General features: G+C 40.6%; 13 protein-coding genes. 11 read left to right on the forward strand and 2 right to left on the reverse strand.

Going from position 1 to position 13,269, the window contains the following annotated elements:
* Nucleotides 1-119 precede the first annotated feature (119 nt).
* Entirely contained in the window at nt 120-1,133 is a 1,014-nt protein-coding gene (locus J7E52_RS00540) for a LacI family DNA-binding transcriptional regulator (protein ID WP_214743216.1), read from the forward strand.
* Nucleotides 1,134-1,383: 250 nt separating this feature from the next.
* Here J7E52_RS00540 and J7E52_RS00545 read toward each other — a convergent pair whose 3' ends face one another.
* Entirely contained in the window at nt 1,384-2,787 is a 1,404-nt protein-coding gene (locus J7E52_RS00545) for a sigma-54 interaction domain-containing protein (protein ID WP_286197315.1), read from the reverse strand.
* A 304-nt stretch (nt 2,788-3,091) separates the two neighbouring features.
* On the opposite strand from J7E52_RS00545, the gene speB reads away from it, so the two are divergent.
* The 9 genes from speB (at nt 3,092) to J7E52_RS00585 (ending at nt 12,525) form a co-directional block, all read left to right on the forward strand.
* On the forward strand, nt 3,092-4,090 hold the full coding sequence (gene speB, locus J7E52_RS00550; RefSeq protein ID WP_214743217.1) for an agmatinase: 999 nt from the start codon (nt 3,092-3,094) through the stop codon (nt 4,088-4,090).
* Between the two features lie 100 nt (nt 4,091-4,190).
* The gene (locus J7E52_RS00555; RefSeq protein WP_214743218.1) at nt 4,191-5,627 is read left to right on the forward strand and encodes a sodium:solute symporter family protein; all 1,437 of its coding nucleotides are present in this window, start codon (nt 4,191-4,193) and stop codon (nt 5,625-5,627) included.
* Nucleotides 5,627-6,433: a class II aldolase/adducin family protein gene (locus tag J7E52_RS00560; protein WP_286197325.1), complete on the forward strand. Its 807-nt coding sequence runs from the start codon at nt 5,627-5,629 to the stop codon at nt 6,431-6,433. The genes J7E52_RS00555 and J7E52_RS00560 overlap by 1 nt, the downstream gene beginning before the upstream one ends.
* 90 nt (nt 6,434-6,523) lie before the next feature.
* The gene (locus J7E52_RS00565) at nt 6,524-7,513 is read left to right on the forward strand and encodes a D-2-hydroxyacid dehydrogenase (protein ID WP_214743220.1); all 990 of its coding nucleotides are present in this window, start codon (nt 6,524-6,526) and stop codon (nt 7,511-7,513) included.
* A gap of 160 nt (nt 7,514-7,673) precedes the next feature.
* Nucleotides 7,674-7,766 (forward strand): putative holin-like toxin, encoded by a 93-nt coding sequence (locus tag J7E52_RS26725; protein ID WP_220126990.1) that lies wholly within the window; start codon nt 7,674-7,676, stop codon nt 7,764-7,766.
* 658 nt (nt 7,767-8,424) lie between these two features.
* Entirely contained in the window at nt 8,425-8,997 is a 573-nt protein-coding gene (locus tag J7E52_RS00570) for a TetR/AcrR family transcriptional regulator (RefSeq protein WP_214743221.1), read from the forward strand.
* Nucleotides 8,998-9,058: 61 nt separating this feature from the next.
* Nucleotides 9,059-10,486, forward strand: coding sequence for an MDR family MFS transporter (locus J7E52_RS00575; RefSeq protein WP_214743222.1), 1,428 nt, complete (start codon nt 9,059-9,061; stop codon nt 10,484-10,486).
* Between the two features lie 241 nt (nt 10,487-10,727).
* The gene (locus tag J7E52_RS00580) at nt 10,728-11,786 is read left to right on the forward strand and encodes an alkene reductase (RefSeq protein WP_214743223.1); all 1,059 of its coding nucleotides are present in this window, start codon (nt 10,728-10,730) and stop codon (nt 11,784-11,786) included.
* Nucleotides 11,787-12,003: 217 nt separating this feature from the next.
* Nucleotides 12,004-12,525 (forward strand): P-loop NTPase family protein, encoded by a 522-nt coding sequence (locus J7E52_RS00585; protein WP_214743224.1) that lies wholly within the window; start codon nt 12,004-12,006, stop codon nt 12,523-12,525.
* Between the two features lie 128 nt (nt 12,526-12,653).
* On the opposite strand, the gene J7E52_RS00590 is transcribed toward J7E52_RS00585, so the two are convergent.
* Entirely contained in the window at nt 12,654-12,890 is a 237-nt protein-coding gene (locus J7E52_RS00590; protein ID WP_214743225.1) for a hypothetical protein, read from the reverse strand.
* 64 nt (nt 12,891-12,954) lie between these two features.
* Here J7E52_RS00590 and J7E52_RS00595 point away from each other — a divergent pair, with 64 nt between their 5' ends.
* A complete protein-coding gene (locus J7E52_RS00595; RefSeq protein WP_214743226.1) occupies nt 12,955-13,263 on the forward strand; it encodes a helix-turn-helix domain-containing protein in 309 nt (102 codons plus the stop codon).
* Nucleotides 13,264-13,269 lie beyond the last annotated feature (6 nt).

Genomic DNA, 13,269 nt, shown 5'->3' on the forward strand with positions numbered 1-13,269 from the left:
CAAATCGAAATCAATTTTTAAATGTAAGGGGAATTCGATATTTTAACATGAAGTCTAAATTACTTTATAATGGAATTAATGAAAATGACAAAAAGAAATAGGCAGGTGGAGATAATAGTATGAAAATGAGCGATGTGGCGAAATTGGCCAACGTATCTCCTGCAACCGTTTCAAGAGTGCTCAGACAGCCGGATTTAGTCAGCGAGGATACCAAACAAAAGGTGCTGCAGGTGATTGAAGAGATGAATTACAAGCCTCACATGATTGCCAGTCAGTTCAGGACGAAAGAAACTAAGATCATTCTGGTCGTCGTTCCTGATATAACAAGGCCCTTTTTTTCCGAAGTGCTTCGGGGAATTGAGCATACAGCTGTAGAAAATGGCTATCAGGTTATATTGGGAGATACGGAAAACGACATTGAACGGGAAAAGGAATACATCGATTTGCTATACAAAAAGCAGGCAGATGGAGCGTTACTACTTACCGCTAGAATGAACAAGGAAAGCCTGGAAAAACTATCAAATCAATTTCCGATTGTACTGGCATGTGAATACGTGGACGGACTGGACATTCCAACTGTATCGATCGACAATGTAAGCAGTGCCAGAAAAGTAACGGAACATTTAATCAAGCTTGGACATACACGAATTGCCCATATAACAGGGCCAATGAACATCATTCTTAGCCGGGATCGCCTAGGGGGGTTCCAGCAGGCAATGGAGAATCATCACTTGAAGATCAACCCGGATTTCATCCAGGAAGGGGATTATGGCATTGACTCAGGTTATGACCAGATGGTGAAATTATTATCCCTGGAAAAAAAACCTGAAGCAGTGTTCGTTTTTAATGATGAAATGGCGCTGGGAGCCGTTAAGGCGATCCAGGATCATGGCTTGAGCGTTCCCGAGGATATTGCTGTCGTAGGTTTTGATAATTTGAAAATAGCATCGATTTTTAATCCTCATATAACGACCATTGACCAGCCTAAGTACGAAATAGGGAAAAAGGCAACGAACTTATTGCTGACCTTAATGAAAGGCGGGACCATAGAAAAGAAAAAATTCGTTCTGAAAGATGAGTTGATCATCCGCGAATCTTGCGGCTCCAAATTGGAAAAAAGCATGAATGTATAAAGTGAATGATAGGCTTCCTTTAATGGGAGCCTTTCACAAGTTCTTGGGGAGTTGGCCAAACATAGTGGCTACAGTTGTCTAAACAGGTGGGGCAGGAGCTTCACTGACGATCATCCGTTTGAATTAATGTAGGCTTTAACTTCGAATTGCTGTCATATAAGGTTTCAAAATGTGCCCTTAGCTTGAATAGCATCTATGACTATAGGCTAAGGACCATTCATGGTTTGCAGGGATTCCAGTACAGATGAATTTACAAATACTTTTTGTATTTCTTTAGTTTATAGATGACTGTTGGCTGGCTGATACCCAAATGTTCTGCCATTTCGTATGTGGTTTTACATTTTTTCCATGCCTTTGCAATCAGTTGCCTTTCAACCTTTTCCAGTGTCTTCTTTAAATCGATATTCTCTTCACATTCCTGTTCGATTGCCAAAAATGTGGAATCTTCAGGCTGTTCCATTTGCCCTGTGATGGATTGGGGAAGGTGTTCGGGAAATATAATTGGCTCTTCGATGGTCAGGATTAACCGTTCAATTAAGTTTTCTAATTCTCGTATATTTCCGGGCCAATGATAATGGGTCAAAACTTCATAAGTCGATGGATGGATTTTTTTGAATTTCTGATATTTATCATTGGTTTTCTGTAAGTAATGCTGAATTAAGAGAGGGATATCTTCTTTACGTTCATGTAATGCCGGAATTTGGATCGGAATCACATTCAAACGATAAAATAAGTCCAATCTAAACTTACCTTGACTTACCATCTCCTTCAAATCTTGATTAGTTGCTGCAACCAGGCGGAAGTTAATATGGTTTTCTTTTTTCCCACCGATACGCTTTATCTTTTTTTCCTGTAATACTTTCAGTAATTTAGCTTGCATGGCAAGTGGGAGTTCCCCGATTTCATCTAAGAAAAGAGTTCCGCTGTCAGCCTGCTCAATCAAGCCTTGCCTCCCTTGTTTATTTGCCCCTGTAAATGATCCCGGCTCATAGCCGAATATTTCTGATTCAAACAAACTTTCAGGTATCGTGCTGCAATTCACTTCGATAAAAGGTTCTTTCTTTCGGTTGCTTTGGTCATGAACAGCACGGGCAAAAGTGCTTTTCCCTACCCCGGAAGGTCCTAATAAGAGAATCGTGGCATCGGTTTTTGAAACATTATGAATCGTTTTTAAAATATGCTTCGTTTCATTACTTCTGGCAATCATATAATGGTAATCCAGTTCCTTTTCCCTTAAATCCTCGACTTCCGTTTGATAGCCTTTTACTTTTCGTTGTAATTGCTCAAATTGATCCTGTAATTGCAGGATCTCGGTTTGGTCCTGACCATAGCTGATTACCCTGACGAGAAGTCCTTCCTTATTAAAAATGGGGTAGCCGGTCGACATGACAACATGACCCGTTTTCGTTTCTTGCATTATGCGCTTCGCTTTCTTTTCTTTTAAAACAATCGCATTGATGGAAGGTGTGAGAAGGCCCTCACTTTCTAATTGATAGACGGAGGTACCGATATAAGAGTCACTTTTCATACCATAAATCTCCCAAAGCTTGGGGTTGGAATATAAAATGATTCCATCTTGATCGGTAATGAGAATGTTATTATTCGATGTTTCAATGATCTTATTTAGTTCTTCCTCCAGCATATCGTCGTACATAAGTTCCGCTCCTTTGGGTCTTGGGATGCTATTTAATTAAAATATAAATCAAAAAGTCAAAATAATCAAAAATTAAATTAAAAAACAAGAAAATGATTAAGTTTTTAATCAATCGATGAAACAAAATAACGAAAGGCCTTATATACCGCAGCGAAATAGTTGGCCTGAATCTTGCTTATGTAATTAGGTAAGAAGAGAATTTCCATAGCCATTCTATTAGAAAAGATGGAAGTTTGTATGACATCTGCAATTGCAGTGAAGTGAAAAATAATAATGGCAGAATTAGAATTTAGGAGGATGTTACATGATGAAGTATCAACCGAAAGACTCATTCAAATCACCCCGTTTTTGTGGAGTGCGTACGTTTATGCGGCTCCCATTTGTTGAACGGGTGGATGAACATATGGATTTTGTCATTACGGGGATTCCTTTTGATTCCGGGCAATCATTTAGAACGGGAGCGAGATTCGGACCGGAAGCCATTCGCGATTTTTCAATCCTTTTACGTCCTTATAATCCAGAACAAGATATTAATATTTTTGACTATATTTCTGGAATAGATTATGGGGATATTCCGATCATTCCGGGGTATATCTCTGAAACATATAAAAAGATCGAAGAAGGGCTTACCCCCGTCATTGAAAAAGGGATCATTCCCATTTCATTGGGGGGCGATCATTCCATTACACTAGGAGAGTTACGTGCAATCGTAAAAAAACATGGACCTGTTGCCCTGCTTCAATTCGATGCTCACTCTGATACTTGGGATAGTTATTTTGATCAAAAGTATAATCACGGAACCGTTTTTCGCCGTGCAATAGAAGAGGGTCTCATCGATGTATCGCGATCTCTTCAAATTGGTATGAGGGGAGGTCTGTATGGACCGGAAGATCTTCAGGATGCCCGGGATTTAGGTTTAGGCGTTTATACGACAAACGATTATAAACGTATCGGGGTCGAAAAGATGCTAGGGGTCATTCATGAGCGTGTCGCGAATGGTCCGGTATTTTTATCTTTTGACATTGATTTTTTAGATCCGGTCTATGCTCCAGGAACGGGTACCCCAGAAGTTTCCGGTGCCAGCATTGATGATGCTTTAGCCTTGGTAAGAGGCTTGACGAATATAGATTTTGTCGGCTTCGACCTTGTTGAGGTTTTACCATCATACGATCACGGACAAATCACGGCTGCCGCAGCCGCTAATATTGTCTATGAATTCATCACACTCATCGCTCTCGCAAAAAAAGGGAAACTGGAGAAAAAAGAGAGAGTGGGAGATTTCGAAACCCAGCTTAACAACTAGTTTCCTCATTTAACTGTAAAGAAGGAAGGAACCGGTGCAATCCTTTCTTCCCTCTTTACAAAGCTATAAGAACAATACAAGCCCAAAAGGAGATGTGTAAATGCATATTTTGGATATATCGATCATGATTCTATATTTTTCTGTTTTAATCATTGTGGGAGTAATTGGATCCAGACGGGCAAAAACAGCAGATGATTTCATTGTAGCAGGACGTAATCTTGGTCATTTTATGTATTTATCCTGTTTAGCTGCTGTGATATTAGGGGGTGCTTCTACTCTAGGAACAGCAAAGTTAGGTTATCAGTTTGGGATATCCGGTATTTGGCTAGTGGTGATGATCGGGCTCGGCATTATCGCTATCGGGTTGTTTTTAACGAATAAGATATTTAATTTAAAAGTATTGACGATCAGTGAAATGCTTGAGAAGCGCTACAACTCTCAAACAAGATTGATCAGTGCCCTTGTCTCTGTTATCTATACATTCATGCTGACTGTAACACAAGTGATTGGGATGGGGACAATTTTACATGTTTTGGCTGGCTGGAATTTAACGGTTTCCATGATAGTCGGGGGTGGGATCGTTTTATTTTATACAATATTAGGAGGTATGTGGTCAGTAACCATGACTGATGTCGTGCAATTCGTCATCATGACGATCGGCATTTTCTTTATCATGCTTCCAATGAGCATCTCTAAGGCTGGAGGGTGGGGCTCGCTTAAAGAAAATCTCCCTGCATCACATTTCGAGTTAGGCAACATTGGCGGAGAGACGATTTTTCAATATTTCCTACTATTTACTCTGGGGGTAATCGTAGGCCAAGATATATGGCAGCGTCTTTTTACCGCACGAACCAAAGCTGTTTCTCGTGGAGGAACGGTTGGAGCGGGACTATATAGTGTTTTTTATGCGATTGCAATCAGTATCATTGGAATGTGCGCTTTTATTATCCTTCCTAATTTAGGCGATCCACAAAATGCATTTACCAGTATAGCGATGGTAACTTTACCTGCCGGTCTATTGGGGGTTGTCATTGCGAGTGTGGTATCGGCCCTTATGTCCACAGCTTCAGGAACTTTGCTTGCTTCGTCCACTTTGGTTGTTAATGACATCATTAAAAAATATATCGGTCAAGGAATGAATGAACGTCAATTTTTAAAAACATCTCGAATTACAACTTTAACGATTGGTGTATTGGCCATAATCGTTTCGATATGGATTCAAGATATTTTAGTTGCATTGGATGTAGCTTACGCAATTTTATCCGGTGCTGTGTTCTTTCCGATCATCCTAGGTTTCTTTTGGAAAAGGGTCACGGCTACGGCCGCATTTTACTCGATTCTTGCCAGCATGATCGTTATTATTGTCGGATTGGTGATTAATGGACCTTCCTCCACTCAACCAATTCTGTACGGGCTCGCTACTAGTTTTGTCGTCATTACTACAATCACTCTCCTAAGTAATAATGATCACAAGAACGAAAGTGAAGTAAAGCAAGATGTAAAGGGTAAATCTGACATGGACACCATGGCTAATTGATGTTTCGGCAAAAAAACGGAAAAAGATTCGAGGAGGAAAGAAATATGACAAAGACAATTTCCCTGCAACCCGCAACATTCAATACATTGGAAGAAGAGCGCAATCACAGGAAGGAACGGTTGGCAGCTGCATTCCGTCTTTTTTCAAAGTTTGGTTTCGATGAAGGGATAGCTGGCCATATTACGGTCCGTGATCCTAAATATACTGACCATTTCTGGGTTAATCCGTTTGGGATGCATTTTAGTCAAATTTCCGTTTCGGATCTTATATTGGTTAATCATAAAGGTGATATTGTAGAGGGGGAACATTCAGTGAATGGTGCAGCCTTTGCCATTCATTCTGAAATCCATAAAGCGCGACCGGACGCCATTGCAGCGGCACATGCTCATTCAGTCTATGGAAAGACATGGTCTTCCTTAGGCAGACTGTTAGATCCGATTACGCAAGATGCCTGCCAATTTTACAGAGATCATGCATTATTTGATGATTTTACTGGTGTGGTTTATGCATCCGAAGAAGGGAAACGCATTGCTAAGGCTTTAGGCCAATACAAAGCTGTCATCCTTCGCAACCATGGATTGTTAACTGTAGGCCAGTCTGTAGATTCAGCTGCGTGGTGGTTCATAACAATGGAACGTTCATGTCAAGCACAGATAATGGCTGAATCTGTAGGTAAGCCTGTTTTTATAGAAGAAGAGTATGCAAAGTTAACGGCAGAACAAACGGGAACGGAATATGAGGGATGGCTGAGCTTTCAGCCTCTTTGGGACAGAATCAGAAAAGAGCAATCAGATTTCTTGAAGTGAGCATAAAGCACGGCGTGGTATAATCGCGACGGATTCCCTTCCCATAAAAGAAGGAAAAAAGGTATTGTAGGTTCTTGAGGAGGTTTTATAATGTCCGGTTCCAAGAAAACAGCACCTTCACTTTATATCAGGGTCGATATACCGGAAAAATACATCAATCAGTTTAAGGAGATTTGTTCAGAAGTTGTTGTCGAGCCATGGGAATTCGGTGAACCCGAACCACAGCCAACAGTTGATCTATCAAGGTTTGATGTCATTTATACGCTGGGTCTTCATGATAATCTTAACATTATAAAAAAAGCTCCAAAGATTAAATGGGTCCATTCAGACACAGCTGGAGTGGAGGCCATGCTGAATGAAGATATACAAAACAGCGATGTCATCATCACCAATGTCAAAGGCTGCACATCTGTCCCGATAGCCGAGCATACAATTGCGATGCTGTCTTCGTTAGCAAGAGGTGTACCGACAATGATCAGAAATCAAATAAACAACACCTGGGTTGAAATTCCTGTGAAAGATCTTGAGAATGCGACAGTGGGGATAATTGGGTATGGTGATATTGGCCATGAGATAGCAAAGAGATGTAAATCACTAGGTATGACCGTTATTGGCTGCCGCCGGAATCCCTCCAAGAGGAACACAGAATATGAACCTGCTGATTTGATAATGGGTATGGATCAAGTGGATGAGGTCCTTTCCAGGTCAGATTTTGTCGTCTTGGCCCTTCCGTTTACAAAAGATACATCATACTTTTTTAATAAAGAGCGCTTAAATAAAATGAAAAAAGGCAGCTATGTAATTAATGTCGGCCGAGGTAATACGATTGTGGATGAAGATTTAATCGATTCCTTGAGCAATGGGCACATAGCAGGTGCGGCTCTCGATGTATTTGAAGTAGAACCACTACCTAAGGATCACCCTTTCTGGCAGCTGGAAAATGTCATGGTTTCCCCACATAATGCTTACAACTCTTCCAAACACCTAGATCGTGTAATGGAAGTATTCCTGAAAAATTTAAAGCTTTATTCTGACGGTAAACCCCTAATGAACGTTGTAGAAAAAAAACTGGGTTATTAACTATTGAAAAGAAAATTTCAACAATCAATCATAGAAATAGAGTAAGAGGGCAGACCCTGATTGGGTTTGCTTTTTTTGTTTAAAAGCCAATGCTTCATCTTTTTCTTGTATAGGACAATCTCTGATCAGGAAAAGCTGAATGTAAGGAGGCGATGTATGAATGGGTACTTTCGAAGTTATTTCCCTGATGCTAAGCTTTGGCATGTTTGTAATTGCTATTCTTGATTTCAAAAATCATGACAAGAATCCTTGAAGATAATGGAGCAGGCCGATGTGTTTGATTAATAATGGAAGCGTTTAAAAAAATGCCGGGTTGTGAAGGTATTGATTTTCTCGATTTTTTAAACTTGCAGAGAACACTTATGAGGTGTTCTTCAGACTGTAGACAAACTCGATGAAAACTCAGTTTGCCTGCAGTTTTTTGTTTGAAAGGTCCAGTTGATTTCAGAAATCCGCTCCCTTTCCGCCGACTGTCTGCCAAGCCTCCTCGGCGCAAGCGCCTTTGGTGTCTCGGCTAGCCAGTTATTCGGCAGGAGTGTCGCAAATTTCTTCAATCCAATGAGGATTACAGTAAAAAACCATAAAGACCGGAGCACTATATTCGATTCGCTGCACTGTCTTGGGCAGTTGACGCAGTTTATCGACCTAAACCACACTTTATTCGACCGTTCACGCACAGTATTCGACCTACCCCGCACAGTATTCGGCCGTTGAGGCACTATATTCGACCGTTCACAAGTTTTTTTCGACCTTCACCTCACTTATTTGGTATCCGAACACCCTTTTGTCTACGAGAACACCATTAGAGGTGTTCTTTTTTGTTTTCTTAGGTATCATCTTTGACAAAACAATGATATACAAGTATAGTCTCTAATAGACCGGTTGATATAATTTCAAGGAGTGATCCAGCTATGGCAGAAAAACGAAACTCTAAAGACATTCTTATTGAAGCTGCTTCCCGACTTTTTCGAATACGTGGATATTATGGTGTAGGGCTTAAGGACATTATTGAGGAAAGTGGTATTCCAAAAGGTTCTCTGTATCATTATTTTCCGAAAGGCAAAGAAGAATTGGCGATAGAGGCGATTATTCATACAAAAGAATTCGTGATAGATGAAATTCAACGGGGATTTGATGAAATCGAAGACCCTATCAAAGCCATTCAGGCTCATATTTTTCAATTATCCGAGGTATTTGGTGATAGTGAAAATCTATTAGGACTGCCAATCGGGACGATTGCAGCGGAAACATATACAACGAGTGAGCAGATAAGAACGGCCTGCCAAGAAGCGATAGAAGATTGGCAATCCATATATGTGAAGAAATTACTCGAGGCGGAATTCAGTGAGAAACGGGCAAAAGAATTGAGTATCGTAATCAATGCTTTAATTGAGGGCGGTATCCTTTTATCCTTAACGGCGAAAAGCGGGGAACCTCTCCAGGCCATTGCGGAACAGATACCATTATTGCTGATAAATAAATAAGTCATGCGGAAAAATTATCTTAAGCTTAGGTCGAACAGTTAGTAATTGGAGGAAATATTTTATGTCTACAGATGCAACACAGCAACAAAACCCAGTCATTAGAACGACCCCCATTTTAATTGCATTTTTAATTGCAGGGTTCATTGGGTTATTCAGCGAGACGGCATTAAACATGGCGCTGGGCGATCTAATACAAGAGTTCAATGTCAGTCCTTCCACCGTGCAATGGCTGACAACGGGTTACCTATTAACATTGGGGATATTGGTTCCCGTTTCGGGACTCTTGATTCAGTGGTTCAATACTCGTCAATTATTCATTGCCTCAATGGTGTTCTCCATCATTGGGACGCTCATTGCAGCAATTGCACCTGGGTTCGGCATCTTGATGCTGGCCCGTGTCATCCAGGCAATCGGAACGGGTCTTTTATTACCTCTCATGTTCAATACCATTTTATTGATTTTCCCTATTCATAAAAGGGGAGCGACGATGGGATTGATGGGGTTGGTGATCATGTTTGCTCCGGCCATCGGACCGACAGTTTCAGGTTTGATTATCGAAAATTTAAAGTGGAATTACATTTTCTGGGTGTCTTTGCCGTTCTTTGTGATCGCTTTACTATTCGGTCTCAAGTATATGCAAAACGTTTCTACAATCACCAAACCTAAAATCGATGTACCATCCATTATTTTATCGACCATTGGTTTTGGGGGAATTGTTTATGGCTTTAGTATTGTTGGAGAGCAAGGATGGAGCAATCCGATAGTTCTATCCTCGATCATTGTCGGCCTTATAGCGCTATTCCTGTTTGCTGTAAGACAATTCAACATGGATAAGCCGATGATTGACTTGCGCGTTTTTAAATACCCGATGTTCACGTTAGGGTTAATAACCGTCTTCATCACCTTCATGATCATCATGTCATCCATGATTCTCTTACCGTTATACCTGCAAACCGGGCTTGCATTAGCTGCGTTTTCTGCTGGGCTGGTACTGTTACCGGGTGGAGTGCTTAATGGTATCATGTCTCCGGTTACGGGGCGCATTTTTGATAAGTTCGGGCCAAGAGGGTTAGTGATCCCAGGCTTCATTATCATGATTGTCATGTTATGGACTTTGACGAACGTAACGACTGAAACTACGATCATTATGGTAATCGTCATGCATTCTCTCCTTATGATTGGTGTTTCGATGGTCATGATGCCGGCCCAGACAAATGGGCTGAATCAACTGCCGAAAAATCTTTATCCGGATGGAACGGCTTTAATGAATACATTGCAACAAGTATCGGGGGCCATCGGTACAACCGTTGCCATTACAATCATGTCAGCATCCCAAAAAAATTATATGGCAAATGCAGAAGATCCGTTCGATCCATCAGCCATTAGCGGTTCATTGACTGCAGGCGTTCAAGATGCCTTTATTTTTGGTCTTGTCCTTGCAATCATTGGTTTGATCGTGTCTTTTTTTATCAGAACAGCAAGAGACTAATAAGATATTAATGAAAAAAGATAAATTAGCCAGCAGCGAAAGAATTTTCTCTGTCTGGCTTTTTTGTTTGAAAAAAAGCATGATGAATAAATCGTTTTTATTGGTCCTTTTTACCATATTTTATCAAAAGCCACAAAAACTAGAGTAAATCATTTGAAAATTAACCACTTATCGGATAATCTTACACAGTAATAGTTACTAAAATTTAGCTCAGGTAAAGCGGTTAACGGGAGGAATTCAAATGAATACGATAAAAACCAAATTGTTTGAATCTGTAACAATAGGTGCATGGGATTTAAAAACAAGAACGGCAATGGCTCCTATGACACGGGCGTTTGCCGATAACGAAACTGGTGTTGTGAATGACCTGACCGTAGAATATTACCGTAAACGGGCTCAAGATGGAATTGGACTTATCATTACTGAAGGTGTAGTGATTTCACCAAGAGCAAAGGGCAATCCTGGAGTTCCCGGAATATATACTCAAGAGCAAATAAACGGGTGGAAAAAAGTAACGGAAGCAGTACACGCTGAAGGCGGAACGATTATTGCGCAAATCTGGCATGTGGGCCGTGCAAGTCACCATGAAATTGCAGGAGGACTTCCTCCGCAGGCTCCATCACCTATCGCTGCAGAAGGTAAGGTTTCCCGATTCGGCAAACCTTTTGATATTCCTGAAGAAATGACAGAGACGGATATTTCAGAAGTGGTGAAACAATATAAACAAGCTGCAAAGAATGCAATGGATGCTGATTTTGACGGCGTTGAAATTCATGGAGCACACGGCTACTTAATAGACCAGTTCAATTCTGACACTTCCAATAAAAGGACCGATCGGTACGGTGGTGATTTAAAACAGCGCCTGACATTTATGAAGGAAGTGCTAAAGGCAGTTATTGATGCGGTTGGAGTGGAACGTACCCTTATTCGTTTCTCTGCTTTGAAAATTGACCAGCCGTCTTACATGTGGGAAGACCCTGAAAAAGCGATCCAAACATTTATTGAAGCGTTCAATGAAACAGGAGTGAAAATGATTCACCCATCCACGATGGAATTTACCAAACCGATTGCAAGAGGATTGACCATGCATGAATTGGTACGCAGCCACTGGGATGGAATTATAGTCGGTGTGGGCGGGCTTGATCCTGAAACAGCAGAAGCCGCACTGGAAAAAGGCATCATTGACGTTGCGGCGATTGGACGTCCGCTTATTGCCAACCCGGATTATCTGGCACGAATTAAGCGGGATGAAAAACTTGTTGATTACGAGGCAAAGAAACACTTAGGGCAACTGATTTAATAGAGATAAAAGATAAGGCAGGCTTGTTCATGACAGGACACCGCAGCAACAATGCTTCCTTTTTTGATAACTGATGCGATTCTTCTTCAAGAAGGGTCGCCTTTTCTTATGGAACTAAAAGGGGAGAGTAGAGGAAGAAGGATGTTAAAAAGATTATATATATTTGGTAAGCTTACTGGTTATTTTCAATAAATAAAGTGAGGAAGCTGGTATATCAATGGAACGTATCATGGTTATCGGAGTGTCCGCGGGTGTCGGAAAATCTACTTTTGCAAGAAGACTTGGAGATAATTTGAATATCGAGGTACATCATTTGGATACATACTACTGGAGGCCTGGCTGGGTGGAAGCTCCTTTAGAGGATTTTATTTCTGCCCAGAAGGAAGTATTGAGTCATGACAAGTGGATAATGGATGGCAATTATAGTAATTCTATTCATTTACGTTCGGAGCTTGCCGATACGATTATTTATTTAGAACTTCCTCTCCGTGTTTGTCTTTACCGTGTTATAAAACGTTGGTTGTCCAATATAGGTAAAACAAGACCGGATATGGGCAAAGGCTGCAATGAAAAATTAGACTGGCAGTTTATTAAATTTATCATGACCACCTACTTTCCTCGCAAGAAAGAAATGAAAGCAAGATTTGCCGATCTAAAAAAGAGTGACCCTGAAAAGGTATTTGTTATTTTAAAAAGCAAGCACGAAATTGAAGGATATCTGTTGAATGTGAAGGGATGAATTTTTATGACTCTTAGAGATTTCCTAAACTAAGGCTTTTATGGAGTTAATATAAGTCCAAATGGAAAAGGGATCTTCCAATCGAAGAATCCCTTTTTATACATACTGCAACTAACTAATCTAGTCTATCATTTTTTAACTAAAGGCTTTACATCTTGCGGAATAGGGGAGATATAGCTTTTCCCTTGTAATCGTTCTTTTAGCTCTGTTTTTGCCTTTTCAATTAATTCCGGATTTTGAAGCACTTCTACTGCAGTTGCTGCAATAACCTTGCCAGCATGAAGCATTCCTGAGATGGATGTTTCTGTGGCTGTTGGAATTTGTTTTGGTGAGACGGCTGCATCAGCAGAAATCAATGCCCGCAAGGCGATCCGTCATTCGAAGAAGCAAGACAGCTCCGGAATTGTTGTTATTCAGGAAGATGGTGTAATGATCGAATCCGTAGGTCAAGAAGAACAATTGGCATATACCTTCCGTTCCAATGATAAAGAACTGCTAGATAAATTAAATCAGGCTAACATTAGTGTAAAAACGTATAAAAAGATAGAAGCATTGATTGATCGTATGGGTTGGGACGGCTTCACTTCCTCAGACTTAGCTTCTCATTTATCCATGACCGTTCGAAATGCCCAGAGAATTATGAGTGGTTTAAGTGAAAGCGGTTTAGTGGAGTACAAAGGAGAAGAACTTCAATCACCTCGGGGAAGACCTCGTAAAATTTATAAGTTGAAGAAGTAACACCTC

Source organism: Bacillus sp. ISL-34, assembly GCF_018613325.1.
In the GTDB taxonomy this organism is placed as follows: Bacteria; Bacillota; Bacilli; order Bacillales; family DSM-1321; genus Peribacillus.